This is a genomic window from Paenibacillus mucilaginosus 3016, assembly GCF_000250655.1.
Lineage (GTDB): Bacteria > Bacillota > Bacilli > Paenibacillales > NBRC-103111 > Paenibacillus_G > Paenibacillus_G mucilaginosus.
This window is the reverse complement of the sequence record NC_016935.1, coordinates 6470008-6493389: the sequence shown is the minus strand read 5'-3', so window position 1 is coordinate 6493389 and position 23382 is coordinate 6470008. Positions and strand designations below refer to the sequence as shown.

At 48.7% G+C, this 23382-nt stretch carries 34 protein-coding genes; 28 read left to right on the top strand and 6 right to left on the bottom strand.

Annotated elements, in window-relative coordinates:
• Window positions 1-6: 6 nt before the first annotated feature.
• The 5 genes from dapD to PM3016_RS40930 form a co-directional block, all read right to left on the bottom strand.
• Complete coding sequence (gene dapD / locus PM3016_RS26790; protein WP_238540638.1) at window positions 7-681, bottom strand: 2,3,4,5-tetrahydropyridine-2,6-dicarboxylate N-acetyltransferase; 675 nt, start codon at window positions 679-681, stop codon at window positions 7-9.
• A gap of 284 nt (window positions 682-965) precedes the next feature.
• Window positions 966-2051, bottom strand: coding sequence for a tyrosine-type recombinase/integrase (locus tag PM3016_RS26785; RefSeq protein ID WP_014371618.1), 1086 nt, complete (start codon window positions 2049-2051; stop codon window positions 966-968).
• 6 nt (window positions 2052-2057) lie between these two features.
• Entirely contained in the window at window positions 2058-2546 is a 489-nt protein-coding gene (locus tag PM3016_RS41185; protein WP_081484347.1) for an ImmA/IrrE family metallo-endopeptidase, read from the bottom strand.
• Window positions 2547-2645: 99 nt separating this feature from the next.
• The gene (locus PM3016_RS26775; protein ID WP_014371617.1) at window positions 2646-3710 is read right to left on the bottom strand and encodes a COG1361 family protein; all 1065 of its coding nucleotides are present in this window, start codon (window positions 3708-3710) and stop codon (window positions 2646-2648) included.
• Window positions 3711-3719: 9 nt separating this feature from the next.
• The gene (locus PM3016_RS40930; protein WP_081484346.1) at window positions 3720-4091 is read right to left on the bottom strand and encodes a helix-turn-helix domain-containing protein; all 372 of its coding nucleotides are present in this window, start codon (window positions 4089-4091) and stop codon (window positions 3720-3722) included.
• Between the two features lie 159 nt (window positions 4092-4250).
• On the opposite strand from PM3016_RS40930, the gene PM3016_RS26770 reads away from it, so the two are divergent.
• From PM3016_RS26770 to PM3016_RS38870, 19 genes are all read left to right on the top strand, one after another.
• Window positions 4251-4478 (top strand): helix-turn-helix domain-containing protein, encoded by a 228-nt coding sequence (locus PM3016_RS26770; RefSeq protein WP_041619257.1) that lies wholly within the window; start codon window positions 4251-4253, stop codon window positions 4476-4478.
• A gap of 10 nt (window positions 4479-4488) precedes the next feature.
• Window positions 4489-4713: a hypothetical protein gene (locus PM3016_RS26765; protein ID WP_014371615.1), complete on the top strand. Its 225-nt coding sequence runs from the start codon at window positions 4489-4491 to the stop codon at window positions 4711-4713.
• On the top strand, window positions 4679-4957 hold the full coding sequence (locus tag PM3016_RS26760) for a hypothetical protein (protein ID WP_014371614.1): 279 nt from the start codon (window positions 4679-4681) through the stop codon (window positions 4955-4957). The genes PM3016_RS26765 and PM3016_RS26760 overlap by 35 nt, the downstream gene beginning before the upstream one ends.
• Before the next feature lie 141 nt (window positions 4958-5098).
• A complete protein-coding gene (locus PM3016_RS26755; protein ID WP_014371613.1) occupies window positions 5099-5338 on the top strand; it encodes a helix-turn-helix transcriptional regulator in 240 nt (79 codons plus the stop codon).
• Between the two features lie 546 nt (window positions 5339-5884).
• Window positions 5885-6178 carry an AbrB/MazE/SpoVT family DNA-binding domain-containing protein gene (locus tag PM3016_RS36865; protein ID WP_014371610.1) on the top strand — a complete coding sequence of 98 codons (294 nt, stop codon included), beginning with the start codon at window positions 5885-5887 and terminating at the stop codon, window positions 6176-6178.
• An 84-nt stretch (window positions 6179-6262) separates the two neighbouring features.
• Window positions 6263-6469, top strand: a complete 207-nt coding sequence (locus PM3016_RS26740) for a hypothetical protein (RefSeq protein ID WP_014371609.1) — start codon at window positions 6263-6265, stop codon at window positions 6467-6469.
• A gap of 116 nt (window positions 6470-6585) precedes the next feature.
• Complete coding sequence (locus tag PM3016_RS26735; protein ID WP_014371608.1) at window positions 6586-7458, top strand: YqaJ viral recombinase family nuclease; 873 nt, start codon at window positions 6586-6588, stop codon at window positions 7456-7458.
• Window positions 7459-7460: 2 nt separating this feature from the next.
• Window positions 7461-8360, top strand: coding sequence for a recombination protein RecT (gene recT / locus PM3016_RS26730; RefSeq protein WP_014371607.1), 900 nt, complete (start codon window positions 7461-7463; stop codon window positions 8358-8360).
• A 190-nt stretch (window positions 8361-8550) separates the two neighbouring features.
• Window positions 8551-9171 (top strand): 3'-5' exonuclease, encoded by a 621-nt coding sequence (locus tag PM3016_RS26720; protein ID WP_014371605.1) that lies wholly within the window; start codon window positions 8551-8553, stop codon window positions 9169-9171.
• Between the two features lie 24 nt (window positions 9172-9195).
• Window positions 9196-10179: a replication protein gene (locus tag PM3016_RS36860; protein WP_014371604.1), complete on the top strand. Its 984-nt coding sequence runs from the start codon at window positions 9196-9198 to the stop codon at window positions 10177-10179.
• Entirely contained in the window at window positions 10179-11456 is a 1278-nt protein-coding gene (locus PM3016_RS26710; protein ID WP_014371603.1) for a replicative DNA helicase, read from the top strand. Before PM3016_RS36860 ends, PM3016_RS26710 begins: the two co-directional genes overlap by 1 nt.
• A gap of 189 nt (window positions 11457-11645) precedes the next feature.
• Window positions 11646-11807: a hypothetical protein gene (locus PM3016_RS38885; RefSeq protein WP_014371601.1), complete on the top strand. Its 162-nt coding sequence runs from the start codon at window positions 11646-11648 to the stop codon at window positions 11805-11807.
• Window positions 11807-11992, top strand: coding sequence for a hypothetical protein (locus tag PM3016_RS26700; RefSeq protein WP_014371600.1), 186 nt, complete (start codon window positions 11807-11809; stop codon window positions 11990-11992). Before PM3016_RS38885 ends, PM3016_RS26700 begins: the two co-directional genes overlap by 1 nt.
• Window positions 11985-12473 carry a hypothetical protein gene (locus PM3016_RS26695; protein WP_014371599.1) on the top strand — a complete coding sequence of 163 codons (489 nt, stop codon included), beginning with the start codon at window positions 11985-11987 and terminating at the stop codon, window positions 12471-12473. Before PM3016_RS26700 ends, PM3016_RS26695 begins: the two co-directional genes overlap by 8 nt.
• A gap of 6 nt (window positions 12474-12479) precedes the next feature.
• The gene (locus tag PM3016_RS26690; RefSeq protein WP_014371598.1) at window positions 12480-13151 is read left to right on the top strand and encodes a hypothetical protein; all 672 of its coding nucleotides are present in this window, start codon (window positions 12480-12482) and stop codon (window positions 13149-13151) included.
• 4 nt (window positions 13152-13155) lie between these two features.
• Entirely contained in the window at window positions 13156-13305 is a 150-nt protein-coding gene (locus PM3016_RS38880; RefSeq protein WP_014371597.1) for a hypothetical protein, read from the top strand.
• Between the two features lie 12 nt (window positions 13306-13317).
• Window positions 13318-13476 (top strand): DUF6906 family protein, encoded by a 159-nt coding sequence (locus PM3016_RS38875; protein WP_014371596.1) that lies wholly within the window; start codon window positions 13318-13320, stop codon window positions 13474-13476.
• 2 nt (window positions 13477-13478) lie between these two features.
• Window positions 13479-13901 (top strand): hypothetical protein, encoded by a 423-nt coding sequence (locus PM3016_RS26685; protein ID WP_014371595.1) that lies wholly within the window; start codon window positions 13479-13481, stop codon window positions 13899-13901.
• Window positions 13898-14071 carry a hypothetical protein gene (locus PM3016_RS38870; protein ID WP_014371594.1) on the top strand — a complete coding sequence of 58 codons (174 nt, stop codon included), beginning with the start codon at window positions 13898-13900 and terminating at the stop codon, window positions 14069-14071. The genes PM3016_RS26685 and PM3016_RS38870 overlap by 4 nt, the downstream gene beginning before the upstream one ends.
• A gap of 59 nt (window positions 14072-14130) precedes the next feature.
• Here PM3016_RS38870 and PM3016_RS38270 read toward each other — a convergent pair whose 3' ends face one another.
• Window positions 14131-14484 carry a hypothetical protein gene (locus tag PM3016_RS38270; RefSeq protein WP_014371593.1) on the bottom strand — a complete coding sequence of 118 codons (354 nt, stop codon included), beginning with the start codon at window positions 14482-14484 and terminating at the stop codon, window positions 14131-14133.
• Between the two features lie 379 nt (window positions 14485-14863).
• On the opposite strand from PM3016_RS38270, the gene PM3016_RS26675 reads away from it, so the two are divergent.
• The 9 genes from PM3016_RS26675 (at window position 14864) to PM3016_RS26630 (ending at window position 23319) form a co-directional block, all read left to right on the top strand.
• Window positions 14864-15235: a hypothetical protein gene (locus tag PM3016_RS26675; RefSeq protein ID WP_014371591.1), complete on the top strand. Its 372-nt coding sequence runs from the start codon at window positions 14864-14866 to the stop codon at window positions 15233-15235.
• Window positions 15236-15577: 342 nt separating this feature from the next.
• Window positions 15578-16189: a hypothetical protein gene (locus tag PM3016_RS26670; RefSeq protein WP_014371590.1), complete on the top strand. Its 612-nt coding sequence runs from the start codon at window positions 15578-15580 to the stop codon at window positions 16187-16189.
• A 110-nt stretch (window positions 16190-16299) separates the two neighbouring features.
• Window positions 16300-16545, top strand: a complete 246-nt coding sequence (locus tag PM3016_RS26665) for a hypothetical protein (protein WP_014371589.1) — start codon at window positions 16300-16302, stop codon at window positions 16543-16545.
• A gap of 550 nt (window positions 16546-17095) precedes the next feature.
• Window positions 17096-17620 (top strand): terminase small subunit, encoded by a 525-nt coding sequence (locus PM3016_RS26655; protein WP_014371587.1) that lies wholly within the window; start codon window positions 17096-17098, stop codon window positions 17618-17620.
• A complete protein-coding gene (locus PM3016_RS26650) occupies window positions 17607-18890 on the top strand; it encodes a PBSX family phage terminase large subunit (RefSeq protein WP_014371586.1) in 1284 nt (427 codons plus the stop codon). Before PM3016_RS26655 ends, PM3016_RS26650 begins: the two co-directional genes overlap by 14 nt.
• A 10-nt stretch (window positions 18891-18900) precedes the next feature.
• Window positions 18901-20295: an anti-CBASS protein Acb1 family protein gene (locus tag PM3016_RS26645; RefSeq protein WP_014371585.1), complete on the top strand. Its 1395-nt coding sequence runs from the start codon at window positions 18901-18903 to the stop codon at window positions 20293-20295.
• On the top strand, window positions 20292-21662 hold the full coding sequence (locus PM3016_RS26640; protein ID WP_014371584.1) for an ADP-ribosyltransferase: 1371 nt from the start codon (window positions 20292-20294) through the stop codon (window positions 21660-21662). The genes PM3016_RS26645 and PM3016_RS26640 overlap by 4 nt, the downstream gene beginning before the upstream one ends.
• 216 nt (window positions 21663-21878) lie before the next feature.
• The gene (locus PM3016_RS26635) at window positions 21879-22166 is read left to right on the top strand and encodes a hypothetical protein (protein WP_041619253.1); all 288 of its coding nucleotides are present in this window, start codon (window positions 21879-21881) and stop codon (window positions 22164-22166) included.
• A 142-nt stretch (window positions 22167-22308) separates the two neighbouring features.
• The gene (locus tag PM3016_RS26630) at window positions 22309-23319 is read left to right on the top strand and encodes a YecA family protein (RefSeq protein ID WP_014371582.1); all 1011 of its coding nucleotides are present in this window, start codon (window positions 22309-22311) and stop codon (window positions 23317-23319) included.
• Window positions 23320-23382 lie beyond the last annotated feature (63 nt).

Genomic DNA, 23382 nt, shown 5'->3' with positions numbered 1-23382 from the left:
GAAAGCTTACAGCGTGCGCAGGTCCTTCAGGATTTCGGTTTTGGACTTCGTCTTGTCATCGACTTTCTTGATGACACGGGCCGGCGTACCGGCCACGACGCTGAACGGAGGCACGTCTTCGACAACGACGGCGCCGGCCGCAACGACCGAGCCTTCGCCGACGCGTACGCCTTCGAGGATGACGGCATTCGCGCCTACGAGTACATCGTCTTCAATGACGACCGGCTGGGCCGATGGCGGCTCGATGACGCCTGCGAGGACGGAGCCTGCGCCGATGTGGCACATTTTGCCGACCTTGACACGGCCGCCGATGACAACGCCCATGTCGATCATCGTGCCTTCGCCGATGGAAGCGCCGATGTTGATGACTGCGCCCATCATGATGATCGCGTTATCGCCGATGCCCACCATATCGCGGATGATCGCGCCCGGCTCGATGCGGGCATTGATGCCCTTCAGATCAAGCAGCGGAATCGCGGAGTTGCGGCGGTCGTTCTCGACCACGTAGTCTTCGATCTTCGCCGCATGCTCGTCCAGCACGCTCTTGATTTCGGTCCATTCGCCGAACAGCACGCCGCTCGGGCCGGAGATGAACGCCTGGATGCCTTCAGGGAAAGCGATGGAAGCAAGGTCGCCCTTGACGTAGACTTTGACAGGGGTTTTCTTTTTGCTTGTTTTGATTCAGGTTAATGACTTCTTCCGTATTCATTTCAATCGACATGAGGGGATTACAGCTCCTTATGTAATAGTACGTACCAGGAAGCGAACCGCATGAATGGTAAAGCCGAAGGGCTCCGGTTCGCGAACTACATCTTTTATAGCATAAAACACCCTTAATTGACAACTTATTCAGAAACCCCTTTTACTGTGGGGTTTCTTTCTTGTAAGAAATTAGGACGCTCACATCTCTGCTCACAATGCCGAAAACATAAGCAAGTTATCCACAGGTTTTGGCGGATTGAAGATCATATTTCAAAGAAAGATCTGTGAATACTATGAGCAGCTTCGGTTCTCATTTTAGGGAGCACGTGAGCGTAAGTGGTAAGGACTGTCTCCACCTTGTCGCCTAAGATTTCAGCTACAGAGTGGACAGGGATGCCGCTGGCTAAGAGGGTTGTGGCGACGGTATGCCTTATATCATGGAACCTAATGGGAGGCAGTTTACTCGCTGCTATATCTTTTTGGAACACTTCCCGGACTGCCTTCGGATCCATCGGCTTATTTACTCGATTCGTGAAGAGTACCGGTGTGCCTGGTTTAGGTTTTATCTCCAGAAGGAGCTGCGTGAGCTTCGGATGGATTTCAATGCTTCGAATTGAGTTCTCCGTCTTTGGATCATCGAACACCAATCCAACACCCCTCAGCTTCTTGAGAGCGCGCCTAACATGGACCTCATTTGTCTGTGGTGTTATATCGGAGTGGTATAAACCAGTAATCTCACCGATCCGCATGCCGGTTGAAAATGCGAGTGAATAAAAGGCATGCCGCTCCGTCCCTTTCATCGTCATCAAAAAGTGATTGACCTGCTCTGGCAGCCACACGTTCATCCGTGGGGGCCTATAAGCAAAGGGCTTCACTTCTTTAGCAACATCATACATTATAAGTCTTTTTATCATTGCGTGCTTGAAAGTTTTTCGGAGCACCATGCATACGTTTTTTATTGTGGCTTTGCCACGACCTTCGTCCAACAATTTTTTGTATAAGTTTTCAATATCGTCGTAACTGATTTTATCGATCCGCTTGTCGCCGAGTTTCGGAATGATCAAAGATACCATATGCATTTGCTGGTGGAAGGTGGGAGGGCGAACATCATACTTCACAACTTCTTCGTAATACCTCGTTATAAACTCCCCTAGAGTAACACTTCTTATATTCTGCCCCAGCTGAATGTTCCGATTGATCTCTATCAGGGCCTGTTCGGCATCGGCATAAGTAGCCCTCGTCCCCGTTTCCTGCATTCGCTTCCCCGTCACTGGATGCCGACCTACGTCGATTACATACTCAAATTTGTCGCCGCGTTCGCGGATCGTGCCCTTCAGTTTGACGGCCATCGAAAATTACCTCCACATTGAACAATATATCCTACGTAAAATTTGATGGTATCGTGTGTGTGCCATCTCTGGATCTACTCTGAATGTAGTTGCGATAAGTTCGATCGCTGAATGTTGGTCTCTCGGGAGTTCCATTATACGAAGCAGGAGGAAAGGTATGCTCGCGTAGAGTACAAAGTTTTCTGCATCCCATTCTTGCCATTCCCGCATGAGAGGGTGCATATGTATTTGATTCCCCTCATGTCTCATTGCGTGGCCAAGTTCATGAAGGAATTCTTTAAAGTGATCACTTGGAGGGAGATTAAAATTCAAATAAATAATGAAACGACCTCCACATTCGTCGCTACAGCTAATAGGCGCGTAATCAACTCGAATGCCCAAAGCTGTTGAAATATACTCAACAGTCAATTGCTCTGGGCTAGAAACGTTGAGCCTTCGATAAAGCTCGTCCACGAAGTCTTCCAAGTGCGTGGTCTGATACTTTGTCAAATTCATGATCCACCTCGGCAGCGAGTCGTTTTTCGAATATACGTTCGCCTTTTGCTATAAAAGAAAAGCCCATAAGGGCGAATAACTAATTTGTAAGAGAAATTTCTATTTCTTTTTTTCTGAATCGCCTAAGACAATAACCTCTTCGCCATTGACTGATCTTCCTGGAGAGACAGTTAACTTTAGTTTCTCTTTAGTTATTTTATTGAGTGTTCCAGTAATGGTTAATGTCATTGAAGTGTTTGGATTAATTACATTTTCTATTTTAATTGTTTGGGTTAGCAGACCAGGTTCAATCTGACCACTGGAAACCTGAAGATTCTCGAGGTAGCTAAAATCATTGCTGGCATACATATACAGGCCCTCAATTGGCCGATCGCCTTTGTTCTCTATATTTAAAACTAACTCAGCTTTTTCTCCAGAGGATAGTGTGTTAATTTTAGTTTCAAGATTGAAATCAATCATTGCAGGTGTATAGTTTGCTAGTTCCCTTTTCGCCTCCGATACGCTGACATTAACGTTTTCTGCACCTTGTTTTTCTGGGAGTATGTAGACCTGCAATGTCTGTTTATCTACATCGCCAACAAATTTTCTATTATCAAAGGTAGTTGTTGGAATAAACTGACAAATAAAACCTGCGGGATCAATTTCGGTACCATCATTTACAGTACCTGTAAATTCAATTGTCACTTGTTGCTGAGGCTCAATTTTATCGGAATATATGATCTTGTCACTCAAAATCCCATTTTCTAATTTTGCATTTTCAGAAAGTGATATATTCGAATATTTATACCAATCACCATCTACAGAGATGTTTGCTCCGTTTATTGTATGATCTCCTTCATTCTTCAGTATTAATGAATATTTTAATTGCTGGCCATATCGAACAACTGATTCATGAGGTGTTACATTAAATGAGATAAGCCTCTGTGTTGTTGGATCTAGGTTTTTTCGTGCTTGTTCTACTTTGGTATTAGTAATTGATTGGGTTACGGTTTTCTTTTCGTCTTCATTTCTGAGTGCAATAAGAATTAGAACGACTATGATAATTGAGCTCCACACCAAAAAACTCATACAACCAGGCGTTTTTATTGGCTGCTTCGATTCTTTAATTTGGACATTTGTTTTAATGGGGGAATGCTCTATTTTCCCTAAATCTCGGTTGTCCAATTTAACACCTCAATTTTTTTTATTCCGCTTGTTTCTTTCCTCTGCTTCTCTGATCATAATTTTTGCTCTAAAAAACGCCTTTATTTCCTCTTGATCCTCAGGTGAAAGTTTATCCCACCCATTAAAGTGAATGCTTCGATAGGGATCTTCAAGGGGATCTTCATAAGTGTTTGGTTTTTCTGCTTCTACCCTGCCTAATAGGTAATCCGTGGTCACCTCGTAAAGATCTGCCATTTTTTTAAGTGTCTCAGTATCTGGGTCTCTGTAATCCCTCTCATAGTTTGAAAGGACAGCATTTGTAATGCCTAGTTTTTCTGCTGCCAACAATTGAGACCAACCGCGCTTTTCACGTTCTGATTTCAATCTTGATCCTAATGACATATGTATGCCCGCCCTATCCATAATTTGAGTATATGTTACCACGTTTTAACGTTGCGTTAAAATGAATCAACATTAAGTTTAATAACGTGTTGACTTAAACGATTTGTTGAAATATACTCTACTTAAAGATTCAACTTTACGTTTAAGGGCGGTGATGGAGTGGAAATCTTTGAAAGAATCAGAGAAGTAAGGAAATCGAAGGGCGTATCTCAAACTTTCGTGGCTAAGAAGGTGGGAATGACTATTGCTAACTACAACATGAAGGAGAATGGCAAGCGTGCCATCACCGTCCAAGAATTGGAGAGCATTGCTCAAGCTTTAGATGAGCCGGTCTCAAATTTTTTTGACGAAAATTTAAACGTAAAGTTGAATTTATCGTCCGTATAGGTGGTGACTTATGAAGGACGTTCAGGTTGCATGGTCGGTGGTCGAAGCGAAGGCAATGGTGCTTCGGACGATTGTTGGGCTGCAGACAGAGATGGATATGGGATACACGATCGAAGAGGTCGTGAAGGACCTAGAAGAACTGCTGGAGATGCTTGATGGGATCGAAAGTGGAGCGCGAATGAAAGGAGATGCGATTTCAGATGGCGCAAAATCAACCAACGATTTACGAGCATAAGGTTATGGAGTTGTTGGGGAATTTGGCGGAGATGCTGCTTAAAAAGGAGCAGCCGCGGGAGCCATTCGCAGATTATCCGGATCTGCTGTCGGCGAACGACATCATTGAAATGACACGTTGGTCCACCAGCCACACATACTCAGTGATGAATCGGCCGGACTTTCCGCTGGCTAATGGGGGAGAAAAACCATACTGCGTACTTAAAGTGGATTTTATCAACTGGTTGAAGCGGGAAGTGCCCTGATGGGTAGAGGAAAGCCCGTCTCCTAGGGCGACGGGCGGTGGGGGGGAGGTGAGGGGGATGTGATCTGATAAACCAATCATAACCCCTCGGCTGACAGAGTACCATGCGGATTCAGCATAAATGGGAAAGGAGGTGAGCGCGATGATCTCCACACGGGAGGTAAGCGAAAAACTGCGCTGGCTCCGCTTAAAAGCCCATTACTCGCAAGAACAGCTGGCCGATTACCTAGCTTTGACTCAATCAACGGTAAGCCGGATCGAGAACGGGAAACAAGTTCCGGACGCCGTTACATACGAAAACTGGATGTGGGTGTGCAAGAACCCACCAAAGCAATTCCAATTCTATTATGACGGAGGGAACATGCAGCATGTTGGATTTTAGCAAAATGTGCGAGATCGCTGGATGCGAAGAGCCCGCTGTGTATTGGATTAATAAGATCGGCAAAGCTTGCAAGGATTGCACGGCGGAAGTGCTTGACGATTTGAAAATTGATGAAGAGGAGATTCGGAGGATATGAGAAGCCCAATCACGGAGCACCAATGGCGTGCTCAAATGCTTGCCTGGAAGAAGAGCCCGGCGGTGATCGAGGGCATGGAGCTAATCGACGTGCTGATCGCTGAGTCCGATCGAGAAATGGAGCATGCGGCAGAAATAGAAAAGACTCGCCTGGGGGGGCGAGCCTCATTGAGATCCCGGTTAAGAGTCCTCGTGCTGTCAGTTTACCACAGAACGGTTGTTCGTGGGAAGGGGGCGGCGCCGGATGCCTGAATCGATCATTTACGACTTCTACGAATGCCAGGAGTGCTGCTTGGGATATGCAGTCGAAGCGGGACAGCTCGATGAGCCAGCCTGCCCCAGCTGCCAAGACACAAATGCGCGATACGTGATCTCACGTGAAATCAAAATGAGCGAAGGAGCTGCATTCAGATGAGAATGGCAACCGGCATTGTAAGAAAGGTCGACGAGCTTGGAAGAATCGTGATCCCGATCGAGCTGCGAAGGACCCTTCAAATTGGTCTCGGCGATTCACTTGAAGTATTCACCAGCGAAGGCGAAGTTATCCTGCGGAAGTACTCGCCAGGGTGCACGATCTGCGGCGGTTTGGGCAAGCCCATGAAGGAATACGCACCATTCAAACGGATATGCACCAGCTGCTCCAAGGCAATAGCTGATGATGCTTTCTATAGAACGGATGAGAAAATCATCACGTCCGCAGTTTGACCATATCTGGTGAGGGTCCGGTACGCCGGATCTTCAGAGATGCGGCCAAGCCACATCATAAAAAATAATGGGAGTGATCTAGGTATGGCAAAGAGTAAAGTGCAAATTCGTTTCACGACGGAAGAGAAAGAGACGGTGGAGAAGCTTCACGGAGAGAAGATGTCAGCATCAAAAATCGCCGAGCAGCTCAACATTATTTTTCACAAAAACCAGCCCGTTCGTAAAGACCAGTCTGTGTACTACATGCTTAAAACAATGAAAAAGGCTACAGAGACTGTAGCTTCAAAGTAGCAATTCCTTTTTCAGAGAAACAAAAAAAGAACCCGCCTGCCAGCGGGCCCTTACAAAATCAACTTGCCGCCAGTGTAACATGCTGGCGGACTCCACATCAAGGGGGAATGATAACCATGCAAGCTCTCAAGCTGGCCCGCGTTAAGGACATGCCCAAGGAAGATTGGCTCGAGTTTCGCCGGAAAGGCATCGGCGGCAGTGACGTAGCAGCGATCTGCGAACTATCCAAGTACAGATCGCCAATGGCCGTCTACCTCGATAAGATCGGTGAGCTGCCGCCTCTCGAAGATAACGACAAGATGAAAGCCGGCCGGATGCTCGAGCCGTTGATCGCAAAGTGGTTTACCGAGGAGACGGGGATCCGGGTCATGCAGCAGCACTCGATCTTCCAGCACCGGGAGCACGACTTCATGCTGGCGAACATTGATCGCTGGGTCATCGGTAAGAACGAGGGCCTCGAGATTAAGAACACCTCCGAATACAACCGTGATGAGTGGACGGGCGAGAAAGTGCCGGTGGAGTACATGCTGCAGTGCAATCACTACATGGCCGTCACCGGTGCGGTTCGCTGGTACGTCGCTGTACTGATCGGTGGCTGGGACTTCCAATGGCGGGTAATCGAACGGGATGAGGAACTGATCGGGAACCTGATCGAGATCGAGTATAACTTCTGGAACAATCACGTGCTGGCCAAGCAGCCTCCCGCTTACGGACATCAGGATACCGGGCTCCTCAAGGATCGGTTTCCTGAGTCACGGCCCGGTTCGAATATCGAGCTGGGTGAAGAGAATTACGATCTTATGCGGATGGTCTTGGACAGCAAGAAAGCCCTCAAGCACGCCGAGGAGACGCACGAGACGGCCAAGAACCGGATGAAGGCCGTCATGGCGGATCACGAAATGGCCTGGTTCCAAGGCGAGCCGGTATTCTCCTGGAAGTCCAATAAAAAGGGCGTCCGAAGCTTCAAAATTGTCGGAGGTGACGAATAGCCATGGCAGCACCCGCTAAAGCAACAGATCAGAAAGACCTCAGCAAGGCATTGGCCAACAAGGCCGCGGCAGGAAATGGCCAGGGAAAGACGATAGCCCAGCTCTTTGATGAGATGAAGCCGGCTATCGCCCAGGCCATTCCGAAGCACCTCACGCCGGAGAGGTTGTTGCGCATCGCAACAACCTCCATCCGGACCAACCCCAAATTGAAAGTATGCACCCCAGAGTCCCTTCTCGGCGCCGTTATGCAATGCGCCCAGCTGGGTCTGGAGCCCTCCATTTTAGGCCATGCCTACCTGGTACCCTATCGCAACAAGAAGAAGGAAGGGAACAAGGAATACTTCGTCGACGAGGCTCAGTTTCAGATCGGTTACAAAGGACTGATCGAGCTGGCCCGCAGGACTGGACATATTTCCAGCATCATGTCCCAAGCAGTTCACGAGAAGGACCTGTTCGAATACGAATACGGCATCAATGAAAAGCTCCGGCATGTGCCGGCGGACGGTGACCGCGGACCCGTTACTAAGTACTATGCTTACGCGAAATTCAAGGATGGCGGCTACTCTTTCATGGTCATGAGTAAACGGGACATTGAGCTTCACCGTGACAAGTTCTCGAAAGCAAAGTTTGGACCTTGGGTGGACCACTTCGATGAGATGGCGAAAAAAACGGTGCTCAAGGCCCTGATGAAATATATGCCGATATCCGTAGAGTTTCAGAAGGCCGTATCCATGGACGAGACAACCAAACGGGAAGTCTCCGATGACATGTCTGAGGTCATTGACGTAACCGACTGGAGCGAGTCGTCGGCTGAGGATGCAGGGGGAGGTGATGAGCAGCGGGACCCTGATACAGGCCTCCTGAATGACCGCCCGCCGGATGACCAGGTCGAGTTTGAATAATGAACATGCACAACGAAACTCCACTGATGAAGTCGATGATCCATCAAAGCTTATGGGCTCTGATGGAGTCCGATCCAGCACGGTTCAAACAGGAGGTCAAATCATACTTCGCCCGCACGTACCCTGGATTCATTGTCGTCCGGGCGAAGTACCCCCTGATCTATTTGCGGGATGACCGCAGGAGGACACTATGAGCATTCTGAACGATGTTACTGTTTTTGACTTCGAGACATCCGGACTGGATTCGAAGAACTGCAGAGTAATCGAAATGGCCGCGATCCGCTGCATCAATGGCGAGATCGTTTCGCAGTTCGACACCATCGTCCGCCAGGACTTCCCTGGCGGGCTCGACCCCAAGATCATAGACCTGACGGGGATCACCCCTTATATGCTTTCCACTGGCATGAACGAGCTGCTCGCCTTTAAGATCCTGAAAAACTTGATCGGCGAGAGCTTGTTGGTCGCCCATAACGCAGCCTTTGACCTGGCGTTCCTCCACCACTCGTTAATGAGACTTGCCGGCAAGACGTACGGTAACTCCTTCATCGACACCTGCACAATTAGCCGTGACAGGCACGTCTATCCTCACAAACTTACCGACATGTGCGATCGTTACGATATCGCCCTCTCAGGCGCTCATAGGGCGCTCAACGACGTGCTGGCCACCTGGGACCTTCTGAAGGCCCTGGACGCCGAGGGGAGTGTTTCTGGATACGTTAATCGTCTTGGGTACCTGGACAAGTATGGACCGCCTTCCTGGGCTCCTGAGCATGCTACGTTGGTCCCTATGAAGAACCGCTACGCCGGATAAACCTAACGCAGAGGAGGGCGCCGGATGGCGAATCCACAGCCAGAGAATGGTACAGTACGGATCGCGAATGAGTTATGGGATGAAGTCATCCGTCGCGACTTCTCCAAGCGGCAAAAGGACATCATCTTCTTTATTTGGCGACTATCATATGGATGCAAAGGTCAGAAAACAGCCTATATACCCAAATTGGTTTACTTCGAACTTTGCGGAATTCCTACAGGAAATTTTCATAGAGAATTGGATCGGCTGGAAGCATTAGGGGTGCTCATCCGCGACCGAGAGAAGAAAACATTCGAGATTAATAAGAATTACGACGAGTGGAAAGTGCCTCTCGGAGGTGGCTGGAATGAGTTCAAATTTGATGAGTTACTCGCTCTCAATCTCGATGAATCGCGTCAAATTAACGCGAAAAATCGCGTTAAAACAACGCGAAAAAATGCGTTAAAACAACGCGATTTTGAAGGTAGCGAAAACGAAATCGCGTTAAAACAACGCGACGCATCGCGTCAAAATAACGCGAATTTAGAAGGAAATCGCGTTAAAATAACGCACTCGACCCCCGATGAGCCCAATCAGGACGCGGGCTCCCAGCCTCCTATAGACATTATTAAAGACATTAACACAGACAGTAGTAGTACTAAGATACTTATGTTGAATCAAGGTACAGCGCCAGCAGCCAGCCGTAGCAAGGACTTTTCATTCTCAAAAATTTACACGATCTATGAGAAACACTTCACCGAGAACGGGAACGTTTCGGAGTTTGAAGTCCAGGACCTTACCGACCAGTTTGAAACCTACGGCGGCGAATGGCTGCTGGAAGCAATGCGCGAAGCCGTCCGCCACAAGATTCGCACCCTCGCCTATATCAACGGGGTGCTGAACGGATACAAAGCACGCGGCGGACCGCATAAAGATAAAAACCTTCAGATTGTTGGTGGCCCGGCTGATTACCAGTTGGCTGATGACGATCCAATAGCCCAGAAATTACGAGAGGTGTATCAACTCTAATGCTGCAAACTGAAGCTCTTGAGATGGTTATCCTTGGGACGGTTTTTGAAGATCCCAGCCTCGCCCGTGAAGTGCTTAACACCGTAACGATTGATATGTTCCGGCAGCCCTGGAACCGAAATTTATACCGGATGATGTCGTGGCTGGACAAGAACGGGCACCCGGTGAATTACACGAACATCTCCACCTACTTCGCAAAGGACGTCGCCAAGATCGGTGGCGTCGATTACCTCCTCAAGGTCATCGGATCGGTGGTGTCGGTCAGCGAGATCAGGCAGAACATGAAGCTGCTGGCCGAGTTGGACGCCCGCCGCAAGCTTTCGCAGCTTATCGATCAGACCAGGACACTCATAGATGATCCGGCTGCCGGCAGGTTCGACGAGATCCTGGACACTTTCGAGCAGAAGGCATTGGAGATTCGGCCGAAAGTAAGCCAAGAGAACAAATCGGGGGACCGGATCCGGACGTGGTTCGAGAACCTCCTTCTCCGCAAACAAAATCCCAAGATCGCCTTCGGTATCCTGACCGGATGGGAGAAGCTCGATCAGATGACCCTTGGATTCCAACGTAGCAACCTGATTGTGGTCGGGGCCCGGACGAGTATGGGGAAATCGGCCTTCGCTAACGAGATAAAGGTGCGTGCCTCCTCACGAGGGAACAGAGTGGCCGACTTCAGTCTCGAAATGACGATCGAGCAAATTTATAACCGGATGGCCTCGTCGATGTGCGGGATCCCGCTTCAGGCCATCCGGATCGGGAATCTGACGGACTTCCAGATCGGCCAGATCGCGGACAAGCTGGACGAGTTCGCTAAGATCCCCATTGATGACTCCCGCGGCGTAACGACGGAATACATCACCTCGGAAATGCGGCGGATGAAGCGTCAAGAGGGACTCGACCTGGTGGTCGTTGATTACCTTCAGGAGATCAACGAGACGGCCGAGCAGAACGACAATGGCGGCTCAGCACTCCACCGTGTATGCCAGAAGCTCCGTGCGGCAGCCAAAGACTGCGATTGTGCGGTGATTGGACTATCCCAGGTGAAGCAGGACGTGGACAGCCGGGCGAACAAGCGGCCAATGGTCTCAGACCTGTCAGGGAGTGCGGCGATCGCAGCTGTAGCGGACGACATCATCCTGCTGTACAGGGATGAGTACTACAACCCCGAGACTTCCGACAAGGGGATCCTAGAGGTCAATGTGGCGAAGCAGCGGAACGGACCAACGGGCACCGTGAAGCTCAATTACGACAAGGACACTCAGAAAATCACAGGGTGAGGTGAATGCCATGAACCGATGGCACGTATACGAGTGGCTGAAGCAAACATATATGGCAACCGGCATCATTCCCTCCATGGGACAAGCACAGCAACACTTCTCAGGCCGGCTGGATCCGGGTGAGCTGGTTGAAGGTATCGATGAATTTCTCATAGCGATCATGGAGTATCCCACAGAGGAGGCGGCACCATGCGAAAGGTAAGTGATCCTCTCTTTCAGGTGACGCATCGTTTCGTGATCTACGAGGGCAAGGAGCAGCTCGGCGCAGTGTATGTCCTTGCTGATCGATTTATCTTTGCGCCGAAGAAAGCACGTCGTGGCTTACGCTGCGTGAAGGCGGTGGGTTATTGATGGACCCGACGATGCGGGCAATCATTAGACGGATAATCGATGATCTGGAAACGAAGGCAAGGCAGCTACAAGTTCCTAACATGCACGGAGCATCCGGTGAGTATGTGGAGGGGTTCAAAACCGGAAAAAGTGCGGGGCTCTTCCAAGCGAGCATGGAGCTCGAGAAGGTGCTGCAGGATGCCTAGATACGTCGGGCTTGACCCCAGCACCAAGACTGGATTCGTGGTTCTGGATGAGGACGGCGAGATCTGGGAGGCTCGGGAGCTCGAGGGGAAGGGCGAGAATCCGGGAAGGATGCATGACCTGATTTGCCAGGTAGGCCTGCTAATTCAGCCAGGCGACCGGGTTGCGGTAGAGGGTTTCGGTTTTGCCAGCCAGCGAGGGTTTGAGCTGGGCGGCATTGGATGGGGAATCCGGCTGAACCTCTTCGCTAGAAAGATCGGATACACCGAAATAGCTCCATCGCAGCTGAAGAAATTCACGGGTTCCGGGGGGAATGCCGGGAAGGAAGAAGTCGCGGTGGAGACATACAAACGCTGGGGATTCCAGCACAAGAGTAACAACGTAACCGACGCCTACGTGCTCGCCCAGATCGTCCGGGCGATGCACGAGCCGGTGAAGCTAATTAAGGTCCAGCAGGAAGTCATACAAAAACTGAGAGGATGATCGGTCATGGTAGCAGCAAAAGGAAAGGCAAATATCGGCGGTATCACTGTAGGGTCCAAGAACGTGAAAATCGTACTGGAGATCAGCAAGCGGGACTTCTTCAAAAACGCGAAGTTCTTCGAAAGCGACCCGGAAGAGGTCGATTTTGTTCTTGGTGACATGCAGATGAGCATCTCCGATTACCTTGCCTCCTCCTCTGCCCCACACCAAGGATTGAAGGCTGTAGTAGACAGATCGGGAGTCGTGCAGTCGGCAGAGGATGGAAACCAGGCAACGATCCTTGACCAGCCGGATGACTCACAAGAAAATCTGCAGGCAGATCAAGCAGCGCCGAATCCTGATCTTGAATTGAGTTTCGAGGACGGGTACGCGCCGGCTGCCGATGAACAATCTGCTGACGAAGGCGGAACGGCCGACGGGGCCTACGCTGCAGATGAGGATCAGGGCGCCGGTCCGGATCCGAGCAAGGAGGAAGTCGAGAACCACATCCTGCAGGAGAAGCCCCGCTTCGATGACGTCGAATTCGATCCGGCCCTCTTCGTCGAGAAGATCGAAACGAATTGCAGCTGGATGGAGATCGCCTCCAAGCATGGACTGAGCTCCACGCAACTGCAGGCTTCCTGGGGCAAGTACAAGAAACGTGTGGCACAGAAACTGAAAAGGAACGGGGCGGCGTAAGAGAATGAGTTCATTTCCCTACGAAGAACGGATCCTGGAGCTCAAGGAACACGAGCAGGAGATCATCGTCATCAAGGGGCGGGCGTTTATCATTACGCCTGCCACCCTCGATGATGTAGAACGCATTACCAGCGGTATGATCTGCATCGACTAAGGAGGATGCCATATGAAACAAGGTACGCGGCCGACACGCCGGCAGAAGATCGTGATCGCTAAAGTGAAGCTCAACCCGGAGAACTGGCTGGTGGAGCGGGAAACCCCAGAGGAGCTGGTCATCATGCACCGGAATACCTCAACGGTTAAGCGGATCTGGAAGGGAGCATAACCATGAACCCACAAATCACAAAGAATGAAGTCGATGTCCTGGAGGCCTTACGGATTCACGGTACCACCAAAGGAGTATTAAGTGCTACAGGCTATGCCTCATTTACCGTCTATACCCATTTGCGGACGCTTATGAAGCTTGGACTTGTTAGCAGGTCGGGTGTGAAGGGAAGTTACAGATTCAAGGCTCTGGATGGAGAGTATGAGATCAGAGGAAATAGGGGGCGGCCGAAACCCGCTCCTGATCATGAGGAAGGATCGGACTCATTAATCGAATTATCTTTGAACGTTGATTTGAACGAAGATCAAAAGTTCTACTTGGCCGCTCACAGGAGAAGCACAAGTCGCAGGGTGTTAGCCGAGCGGCTTGGGCTTACGAAGCTGCAGCTCAATTTCTTGCTCATGAAGATTGGAGGAAGACCATGAACAATGATCAGGTGCAAGAGCTGAAGGAAGGACTCCAGGTGATTATCTCTCAAGGCATCGTGCTGCAGCTGGTTAAGGTCTCCGAGTTGCGGGAGATGGCCGAGACGATAGAACGGCAGGCAGAACAGATTGCCTCGCTCTTACATGAACTTAAGCATTTATCAAAATAAATAGAAAAACAGGCTAAGAAAACGAGTGCTCTTAGCCTGTAATATAAAAGATTGATTACTTATCTGGCGCCCATTACGCCTGAAGCTCTGACGCCATCTTTTGCAACAATCTCGTATTTGTAAGTCCCCCATGGAAGGCTTACAACACTGCTCTCAGAAAAGTGAGCACTAGAATAAGCATCAAGGCCAAGAAGGTCTCTACGAATCAACACGTCACCACTTGGGGTTACTTGCCAGAGCTTAAAATTAATATAAGCTTTTGTGGAAGTAGGGTTACTAACCCCACCTTCCAAATAAACTACCCCTTGTAAATCTTGAGGCCCGAACACTTTAGAGTAAGCGGCAGAAGCGGATGTCGAAAAGCTAAGTACGGCAGCAACAACTGTCATCAACATTAGTGCTTTTTTCTTCATTCTCTCAACCTCCTAATTTTTGGTACTTTCTAATAATACAAAATAGAGTTAAAAAAGTAAATAAATTACATGTAAATCTATGGTAAATTATTGGTGGAGGGAAATCAATGAAAATAATCTCATACCAAAAACACGAAACTGGCAATTACATTGTCAAATACGATAGCCAATCTATCATGATCCTGCAGGCTGCTTTTCGAAGCATCACCGGTGTAAGCAAGGAATCCTCCAGCGGCTGCGCTGAGGTCGATAAGCGGGAGCTGTCACAGCTGGGATTCATCGTTTGATAAAAAGCCCCGTCGATCTTGGGAGGATCGGCGGGGCTATGAATGAGCAAATCGCACAACCACAGTATAACATACGGTGAGGGGTGCGGGGGATGAGTCAGATAAAGATAAAACGGGGTACCTATCAGCATGTTGAGGACGAGCTGCGGGAATACCACGAAACCAGAAAAGAGATCATCAGAATAAAGAACGAACTGCTACAGGATCAGACTGGCTGCCCCGGTACTCTCATCATGCAGTACCGGAAGCACGACGAGATGCAGCGGATCATTGATGCTATAGATGGGGTAGTGTTGCGACTGCCGGCCGATAAGCAGGAACTGATCAAGCTCAGGTATTGGACCCGGCCGCAGCTGCTCACCTGGGAAGGCATTGCTCAGAAGCTCTACTGTACTAAGAGAACAGCATACCGCTGGCGGGATGAGATCGTCGAAGACATAGCCAATAGGCTTGGATGGTGGTAGAGCAGAATGTCACTTTTGTGGCATTTTCGAACGTATATTCGTTGGTACCATAGCATTACAGCAGCTGAAACACCGCTGCGGGTAATGCCTAATGGACCCTTATCACCTCAGGCACTCGGTCATGCTGTGGGACGCATTTCGGTCCTTAGACGCCAGTCGTCAGGGGTGTGATATGAGGTGGGGTGAAATGCCCCACTTTAGGGATTGACTTGTCTCCCTAAACAAGGGACTTTGTCCCTTGCTCAGTGCCGGCCGATCCACTGAGGAAGGGATAAATAGAGGAAGGAATTACAAATATTTTGTCGAATCAAGGAGGTATGAAGACAAGGGAGCGGTGGGCTGATGTCGGGCGATAGATTCATTCTTTGGATGGCACGTATTTTTATCTTCATCATGGTTTGTATATCCACCTTAATATTGATTATTCTCCTGAAAGAATTAGGACCTGCAATTCCATCAAACTGGGATCCACTCGCGTTTATAGGTGCTATTGTTGGAGGTTTTATTACCCTTTTTGGTGTTAGGATCACTATTAAGAACCAGCGTAGTGCAGATTTTTTAAGAGACTATCTTAAAGTGAGAACTAACGGAGACGATGTTCATGGAGAACTTGATGCTATGACCAGGGTAATAAAAGAGTATCTCTTTGGGGATAAATATGAAATTCATAATAAGATAGTAGGTGTCTCACTTGCCGTTGAGGATATACTCAAAGGAAAGGATGCCCTTAAAGAAAAAGCCGCTTTAGTAAGTGAAAAGTTTTATGATATGACAGATGTGTATTTGCTCACTATTAGCCATTGGAAGTATTTCTTAAAATACGAAAATGGCCTAGATGAAAATTATTTATATGAAAAATTTAAGAGAGAATACCAACAATTGTTAGCTGCAGTTATGGTATTAGAAGATCAGATGGAATTAATAAGAGAAAAATACAAGAAACTGAGTAAATGACACTCATCTGACAGAGCACCCATGCGGTGTTTTTTCTTTAGGTAATCTTTAGCATTGTTTGACAGGGATTTCCTTCACGTTGTTGAATCAATGGTTGGGGGGAGGTGGAAATGAATATGAAAGTGACATACCATGACAACGAAGGCGGAGGAGAGATCTTCGCTGAAGAATGTGATAACGTAGCAGAACTTCTTGCTTTTTTAAAGGAGCATAATGAGGTTAATTTAAGATGGCCCGATAAAGACAGTTTTTGGCAAGGGAGATTTTATAATGCTATCCTTGACATCGAAGTTGATGAAGAGGGTAATAGTGTAAAAACATTAATGGTTTTCTTAGAACACATAAATTCACAATAAAAGTTGTAGAAAGCACCCGCGAGGTGCTTTTTTTCTTTTCACGGAGGTGAGTGAGTGTGGTGTCCCATATCCGATGGGAGCATATTTGCGAGTTTGAGGGGGAGCAAGTTGTCGCGCTATATCTGAATGGCAAGTTTATCGGATTGATGACGGGAAAGAGAGTCCCGAGAATCGATTCTAAGACATGATCGTCGCTGGCCATACACATGTTCGATTTTGTGTAGAAAAGCGAAATTAGGTACGGTTCTGAATGTTATAGACAACTCAGGTTTGTACTCCCTACAATGGTTAAGGGAGGGGATACCGTGAGATGTTTATACTGCAATGAACTGATGAATGTCCAGGACAATGACTACATGGGGAACAGGGAGTACTCAAGACTCTACGTCTGCCTCAACGATGAATCCCGGTCCATTTATGAAGATTGGACAGACGATAAAGGCCGTCCGATTCCGCGGAAGAACAAATGGTGGAACCCAAAAGACAATGAGAAGGACAGCGAAGCGCCCTAGTGGTGCTTTTTCTGTTCTTGGAGGTGGTGATCGTGTAGATGGCACTGACAGCCAAGCAACAACGATTTGTAGAGGAGTATCTTATTGATCTAAACGCGACTCAGGCAGCCATAAGGGCCGGTTACAGCGTTAAGACCGCTATGGAACAAGGACACCAGCTCCTTCAGAAAACTTCAGTTCAGGAAGCAATAGCCAAAGCCCAGGCGGAGCGTTCTAAGCGCACTGGTGTTACCGCGGATCGGGTTCTCCAGGAGCTGGCCAAGCTGGCCTTCGCCAAGATGAGCGACTTCGCTGAATGGGATGAGGACGGCGTATCTTTTAAGAGCAGCGACAAGCTAAGCCCCGATGATGCTGCTTGCATCGCTGAGATCACGGAGCAGGAGCTGGAGATCGCCGGCGGCAACGTAAGACGCACCAAAAAGCTGAAGCTGCATGATAAGAGCGCAGCGCTGGAGAAGCTGGGAAGACACCTGGGGATGTTTAAGGACAACCTGAATATTAACGCAAATGTTGGTGTGCAGATCGTAGACGACATCGGGGGCGGGATGGATGATCCAGGTTAAGCTTTCAGAGATCGTCACGCCGCACTTTCAGTCCTTCTGGAAAGCAGCCAACTCCCGTAAATACCTTCGCCATGTACTGAAGGGCGGCCGGGGGTCAGCCAAGTCGACTCACATAGCACTTAAGTTCATTGTTGATATGATGCGTTACCCAGTAACGGGTCTTTGTATTCGCCGGGTCGGCAGGACGCTCGAGGAGTCAGTATTCGAGCAGCTAAAGGAAGCGATCGAGATACTCGGCGTGAGTGCATATTGGAAGATCATGAAGAGCCCGCTTCAGCTCATCTACTTGCCCCGCGGGAACAAGATCATCTTTCGTGGGGCGGACGATCCGGGGAAGATCAAATCGATTAAGGTCAGCAAGTTCCCAATCGCCTTCCTCTGGATCGAGGAACTGGCCGAGTTTACAGCTGAAGATGATATTTCGACCATCGAGAAGTCCGTGCTGCGCGCGGAGCTGCCCGACGGTCTTTTTTATGCCTTCTACTACTCTTACAATCCGCCCAAGCGCAAGCAAAGCTGGGTGAACAAGGTATACGAGTCAAAGGTCGATCTTCCAAAGAACACATACGTTCATCATTCCACTTATCTGGATAACCCGTACATCTCCAAGGCATTCGTCGAGGAGGCGGAAGAGGTCAAGCGTAAGCGGCCTCTCAAGTACGATTGGGAGTACCTAGGTAAAGCGATCGGCAGTGGCGTCGTTCCCTTCGATAACCTGGTCTTCCGTACGATCACGGAGGAGGAGCTCGGTCGGTTCGAGAACATCCGGCAAGGTATCGACTGGGGGTACGGTACCGATCCCTTCGCTTTTGTTCGTTGGCACTACGATAAAACACGTCGGCGGATATTCGCATTGGATGAAATATGCGGCGTGAAGATGTCCAACCGGGAAGCAGCTGAACGGATGAAGTTCAAGGGTTACGAGAGATATATGACGATTGCTGATAGTGCTGAACCCAAATCAGTTGATCAGATGCGGGATGAGCACTCTATCAGAATTATCGGCGCCGAGAAAGGTCCTGGATCCGTTGAGTTCGGAGAGAAATGGCTCGATGACCTTGATGAGATCATAATCGACCCGAAACGTACTCCCAACCTGGCGAAAGAGTTCGAGGACATCGATTATCAAACGGATACTGATGGTAATCCAAAGCCAAAGCTCGAGGACGTCAACAATCACACGATCGACGCGACCCGCTACGCATTTGAAGAAGATATGAAACAGGGCACTAGTTCCCTTGATAACTTGCGCAGATGGGCAAGGAGGTGAAGATGAGAGAATGCCACATACACGACTAGACAACATGAGAAGCAGCTATAACGCCTACCGCAATGACTTTCTTGTCGGGCATGGTAAGGGAACCGGAAAAGATTCCTTAACCCGGCAACGGATAGCGACGAGCCGCAAGGAACTGACTGAGCAGGACTTACTGAACTACTATGCTTCCAGTCAATTCGTCCAGAATCTAGTCGACATACCGGCAGAAGACCTGACCCGGAGCTGGATCACCATCCGGATGAAGGACACGAATCTGCGGGACATGCTCATGCGTAAATTGCGGGACCTAAGCAGTAAGGAGCGATTCTGTGACATGCGCCGGTATGAGCGCCTGCATGGGGACGGCTTTGTATCTATCGGTGCGGCTCAAAAGAATGATTTTAAACTATCTGACCCGCTGGAAGAGAATCAGCTGCTTCGGATCGACTACTTGCATGCATTCAGCTCCTACAAGGTTGGCAACTTCTACTTGAATGAGGACATGTTCTCCCCTAATTACGGAGAAGTGGAGTCATTTCAGATCAACCGCCGCAGTGCCATAGGTTCTCAGATCCTTGTCGGGGTACAGGATGCAGGAGTGGTTCATCGCAGCCGGCTATTCCATGACCAGACCAGGCGCATGGAGGACAGGTACCAAGGCCAATCAATCCTGGAGCCAATGTGGGATGTTCTCACTGTTTTTGATACGGCTCTCTGGTCCGTCGGGCAGATCCTGTATGATTTCACGTTCAAACGTTACAAAACTGATGGCGTGAATCAGATGACACGTGAAGAAAAGTACGAATTCCAGTCACTCGCTGACTTCATGTTCCGCACTGAGGCTATGGCGATCATTGGGACGAAGGAAGATCTGGACAAGGTCACTACTAACGTCACCGGCATCAACTACTTGCTCGACTTCGTATGGGAGTCCCTCAGCGGTGCTGCCAAGATGCCAAAGAGTGTCATCAAAGGGCAGGAAGCGGGCACGATCGCTGGAGCACAGTACGACGTGCTGAACTATTACAGCCGGATCGCGGCCGCCCAGGAGACCGAGCTGCGTCCTCACATCGAGCGGCTGATCCGGTACCTGCTGATCTCTGATGGTGAGCTAGGCGGGAAGATCGACCCCGACGCCTTGGAGTGGGAAGTGGTATTCAACCCGCTCTGGAACGTGGATCAGGAAACCGACGCAAAGATCCGCAAAATGATTGCCGAAGCGGATGAGATATATCTACAAAACGGTGTTTTAACCGACGACGAAGTCCGGAAGATTCGTTTCGGCAGCTTGGACGGTGACGCTCCGGGCGTTGAAGAAGCGAAGGAACCCGAGGAGCCCGAACAGAAGCAGGACGGCTTATCTGAAGAAGAATGGCGCACGCTCATGGAAGGGTTCGATAAGAGGATGAAGGGGTGACAGCGGTGGCAAGACGACGGCTTAAGCCCCTCCCCACCCGCTTCCCTGACATCATCGCCCGGAGTCATGCGGCGGCCGTGTCTGGCCTGATCCGGGAAATGCACAGCGGCACGCTGGACATCTTCAATCGCATCCTGAAGGAGGAAGCGCGCCGATACCAGCAGGATAGCGCCCGTTATGACGGCCCGCTCGAAACGATCTTGGCTACACTGCGGCTAGCCAAAGACCGAGCGAAGACCTTCATATTCACACCGCAGCGCATCACAAAGCTGGCTGAGCACTTCGTCAGCCGCATCAATCAGTACAATAAGCGAAACATCGGAGACCAGGTGCAGCGTGTGGTTGGTATTGATCCCACCGTTCAGGAGCCCTGGCTCGATTCATTTATGCGGGCATCGGTGACCGAGAACGTCGGGTATATCACCAAGATCATGGACGACTACTACGCCAAGGTCGAGGCATCCGTCCTACAGGGCGTGAAGAACGGGCAGAGCCTACGGCAGCTCACCGGCAAGATCAAGAAGGCGGCCGATGTCAGCTACAGCAAGGCCAAGTTCATCGCTGTGGACCAAACGGGTAGCATTCTCGGGCAGATGACTGCTAAGCGGCATCAATCTGCTGGGATCCGTAAGTTCAAATGGTCTACATCCCACGACGAGCGGGTCCGGCCGGAACACCGCGGATACGATGGGAAGGTGTACGAGTACGGCAAGCATAAGCTTCCTGGTACAGATTATCGCTGCAGGTGCGTTGCGATCCCTGTTTTCGATGATGACGACGAGGATGTAGTCGCGCCGGCGGATTCCCCGCAGGAGACGGAAAGTGATATAATAAAGAACGCCCGTGTCTTCCAGACCGCCGATGAGGTCAAGGAATGGGAAAAGAAAGTCGCGCCTGCCTACCTAAAAAGCCTTAATGCACTGGAGACCAGCGCCATAACGAAATATACCGGCAGCGCGTATGCAACGATCAACAAGAGCCTGCGAGCGGGGAATCCGCCTGATGATCTCGTGAACAACATCAGCTCGGGGCTGCGGAAGTTCGAGCTTGAGGAGCACATCACTGTTTATCGTGGACTTTACAGCAACATATTCGGACCTGTAGATGAAATGGTAGGCCTGGAGGTCACGGATCCGGGTTACATGAGTACCAGTCTGCTCAGCTCAACCAGTTTCTCGGGCACGGTGAAGATGGAGATAAAGGTGCCGGCCGGATCAAGGGGCGCACTCGTTAATCCGATCAGCCTGTTTCAGGATTCGGAGTATGAATTTCTTCTCGATAGGGGCAGCACAATAAAGATCGTCGAGGCTTCAAAGGACGCATCGGGCGTTATACAAATCCTAGCGGTGGTGATGAAGAATGAGTGAACATGAAGTACCGAACCCGGACAAATTCATGTGGAAGAGTGCGGAAGGTTTGATCATCAAACGGCCGGAAAAGAAGCCGAAAGACGAACCGCCAAAAGAGGATAAGAAGGAATGATGGTCGCTCAGGATAATGAGCGACTTTTTTTGTGAAACCTTTTCAGAATTCGGAAAATCTTGCCTTATAATAAGGATAATGACTGAAGGGAGAGGATGATAATGATCAAACATGATTTTTCCATAGAAGGGGCTAGAGAAGGTGGCGACTACGTGGTCCGTGAGTGGATCAATGGAATTGGAAGTGAGGTTGCGAGAATTCCGGAGGCTAAAATGGGTGGACTTAAGGCCTCAAGACAAAAAATAGGGGAGATATTAAAACTTCGTGGAATTTCAAAAAGTGCTCTAGTAACTCACAGATGCATTGTACCTGGGAGGGGGGGGAATCCAGTACATAAGTGGACAGTAGACCAATACTTAATTGGTGTACCTGAGAAAAAGAAGAACTGATATTCAGGACTGGTCGCTAAAAAAGCGGCCTTTTTATTACGGAAGCCAGTTCTAAATCCTTATATTGATGTACAGTAGACCCAATTTAAAAGGTAATTATCTGCTATAATTAAGGGAAAACAGCACATCAGGAGTGTGTAGAATGGCCAATAAAATCGGTAGGAATGATCTATGTTTTTGTGGCAGTGGACTGAAATATAAACGCTGTTGTATCAATAAGAAGCAAGAAAAAAGAAAATACTTGGCTGAATTTGCACTTCACACCTATAGCTCGCATGCTTCCATTTTCTATCCAAACGACATGGGTAATTTTGATTTTTCCAATTTCAAGTACCACATTTATATGATCAATCTCATTCCGAGACTCACATTTGTAAAAGATACTTTGAGAGTTGCTGAGGAAGCTATTTCAGTTGCAGTAAGAGTACAAACAGAAACGGCTGACTACGTTGAAGATTTTAATTTTAAATTTAAAAGCAGTATTGACCATAGAACACTGAATATCGAATTTGATAAGCCACTTAGATCAATACAGATCACGGATAGTCAAGGCAAAGGAACTATTTTCAGGGTATTGCCGTTTTACTTGAGGAACACTCCAGGAAAAATTGACTGTGAAATTCTTTACATAGGCCAATCATTTGGTAAAGAAGGTGAGAGGCAGGCGTTAGACAGATTAAAATCACACAGTACATTACAAGAAATTCAATCTGATCTTTTATTCAACGGTACTGTAAGAGACTTAGCAATATCTTTGTGGGAGTTTACACCAAAGTTATTTTCTTTATTTGATGGAAAAAGTAAAGTTTATGATGTAAGTGAGTCAGAAGATATTCAACATATGATGCAGATAATAAAGGACCCGCCGCTACACATAAACAAGCAGATAATTAATATAACAGAAGCTGCGCTAATAAATTATTTTAAACCAGAGTTTAATGACAAACTTAAGAATAACTTTCCAGATGTCAATCATTCAGGGTATAAAGAATACTATGATTTAGATTATAATTCTCTAATTGTAGAGATTGATCCTGAAACAATTTCGGCGAATATGTACACTAAAGAAAAAAACTATAATATCCTTAAGCCAATACAGTACGGTCTACATCCAGAAAACGTAAGAAAAAGTATGTTTGAGATTTTTGAATAGAATATTAGACAACAAAAAGGGACTTCTTTTTAGAAGTCCTTTTTTTGTTACCCGGAAAGGGGG

What these genes read in the sequence shown, in the direction of transcription:
- PM3016_RS38885 (WP_014371601.1), top strand. Translation starts at nt 11,646, where the DNA reads ATGCGAAAGGTAAGTGATCCTCTCTTTCAGGTGACGCATCGTTTCGTG.
- PM3016_RS26655 (WP_014371587.1), top strand. Translation starts at nt 17,096, where the DNA reads ATGGCACTGACAGCCAAGCAACAACGATTTGTAGAGGAGTATCTTATT.
- PM3016_RS26675 (WP_014371591.1), top strand. Translation starts at nt 14,864, where the DNA reads ATGAGTCAGATAAAGATAAAACGGGGTACCTATCAGCATGTTGAGGAC.
- PM3016_RS26765 (WP_014371615.1), top strand. Translation starts at nt 4,489, where the DNA reads ATGAAGGACGTTCAGGTTGCATGGTCGGTGGTCGAAGCGAAGGCAATG.
- PM3016_RS26635 (WP_041619253.1), top strand. Translation starts at nt 21,879, where the DNA reads ATGATCAAACATGATTTTTCCATAGAAGGGGCTAGAGAAGGTGGCGAC.
- PM3016_RS26665 (WP_014371589.1), top strand. Translation starts at nt 16,300, where the DNA reads ATGAATATGAAAGTGACATACCATGACAACGAAGGCGGAGGAGAGATC.
- PM3016_RS38875 (WP_014371596.1), top strand. Translation starts at nt 13,318, where the DNA reads ATGAAACAAGGTACGCGGCCGACACGCCGGCAGAAGATCGTGATCGCT.
- PM3016_RS26785 (WP_014371618.1), bottom strand. Translation starts at nt 2,051, where the DNA reads ATGGCCGTCAAACTGAAGGGCACGATCCGCGAACGCGGCGACAAATTT.
- PM3016_RS26670 (WP_014371590.1), top strand. Translation starts at nt 15,578, where the DNA reads ATGTCGGGCGATAGATTCATTCTTTGGATGGCACGTATTTTTATCTTC.
- PM3016_RS36865 (WP_014371610.1), top strand. Translation starts at nt 5,885, where the DNA reads ATGAGAATGGCAACCGGCATTGTAAGAAAGGTCGACGAGCTTGGAAGA.
- PM3016_RS26630 (WP_014371582.1), top strand. Translation starts at nt 22,309, where the DNA reads ATGGCCAATAAAATCGGTAGGAATGATCTATGTTTTTGTGGCAGTGGA.
- recT (WP_014371607.1), top strand. Translation starts at nt 7,461, where the DNA reads ATGGCAGCACCCGCTAAAGCAACAGATCAGAAAGACCTCAGCAAGGCA.
- PM3016_RS36860 (WP_014371604.1), top strand. Translation starts at nt 9,196, where the DNA reads ATGGCGAATCCACAGCCAGAGAATGGTACAGTACGGATCGCGAATGAG.
- PM3016_RS26695 (WP_014371599.1), top strand. Translation starts at nt 11,985, where the DNA reads ATGCCTAGATACGTCGGGCTTGACCCCAGCACCAAGACTGGATTCGTG.
- PM3016_RS41185 (WP_081484347.1), bottom strand. Translation starts at nt 2,546, where the DNA reads ATGAATTTGACAAAGTATCAGACCACGCACTTGGAAGACTTCGTGGAC.
- PM3016_RS26690 (WP_014371598.1), top strand. Translation starts at nt 12,480, where the DNA reads ATGGTAGCAGCAAAAGGAAAGGCAAATATCGGCGGTATCACTGTAGGG.
- PM3016_RS26650 (WP_014371586.1), top strand. Translation starts at nt 17,607, where the DNA reads ATGATCCAGGTTAAGCTTTCAGAGATCGTCACGCCGCACTTTCAGTCC.
- PM3016_RS26760 (WP_014371614.1), top strand. Translation starts at nt 4,679, where the DNA reads ATGGCGCAAAATCAACCAACGATTTACGAGCATAAGGTTATGGAGTTG.
- PM3016_RS26720 (WP_014371605.1), top strand. Translation starts at nt 8,551, where the DNA reads ATGAGCATTCTGAACGATGTTACTGTTTTTGACTTCGAGACATCCGGA.
- PM3016_RS40930 (WP_081484346.1), bottom strand. Translation starts at nt 4,091, where the DNA reads ATGTCATTAGGATCAAGATTGAAATCAGAACGTGAAAAGCGCGGTTGG.
- PM3016_RS26645 (WP_014371585.1), top strand. Translation starts at nt 18,901, where the DNA reads ATGCCACATACACGACTAGACAACATGAGAAGCAGCTATAACGCCTAC.
- PM3016_RS26685 (WP_014371595.1), top strand. Translation starts at nt 13,479, where the DNA reads ATGAACCCACAAATCACAAAGAATGAAGTCGATGTCCTGGAGGCCTTA.
- PM3016_RS26735 (WP_014371608.1), top strand. Translation starts at nt 6,586, where the DNA reads ATGCAAGCTCTCAAGCTGGCCCGCGTTAAGGACATGCCCAAGGAAGAT.
- PM3016_RS38880 (WP_014371597.1), top strand. Translation starts at nt 13,156, where the DNA reads ATGAGTTCATTTCCCTACGAAGAACGGATCCTGGAGCTCAAGGAACAC.
- PM3016_RS26755 (WP_014371613.1), top strand. Translation starts at nt 5,099, where the DNA reads ATGATCTCCACACGGGAGGTAAGCGAAAAACTGCGCTGGCTCCGCTTA.
- PM3016_RS26710 (WP_014371603.1), top strand. Translation starts at nt 10,179, where the DNA reads ATGCTGCAAACTGAAGCTCTTGAGATGGTTATCCTTGGGACGGTTTTT.
- PM3016_RS38870 (WP_014371594.1), top strand. Translation starts at nt 13,898, where the DNA reads ATGAACAATGATCAGGTGCAAGAGCTGAAGGAAGGACTCCAGGTGATT.
- PM3016_RS38270 (WP_014371593.1), bottom strand. Translation starts at nt 14,484, where the DNA reads ATGAAGAAAAAAGCACTAATGTTGATGACAGTTGTTGCTGCCGTACTT.
- PM3016_RS26700 (WP_014371600.1), top strand. Translation starts at nt 11,807, where the DNA reads ATGGACCCGACGATGCGGGCAATCATTAGACGGATAATCGATGATCTG.
- PM3016_RS26740 (WP_014371609.1), top strand. Translation starts at nt 6,263, where the DNA reads ATGGCAAAGAGTAAAGTGCAAATTCGTTTCACGACGGAAGAGAAAGAG.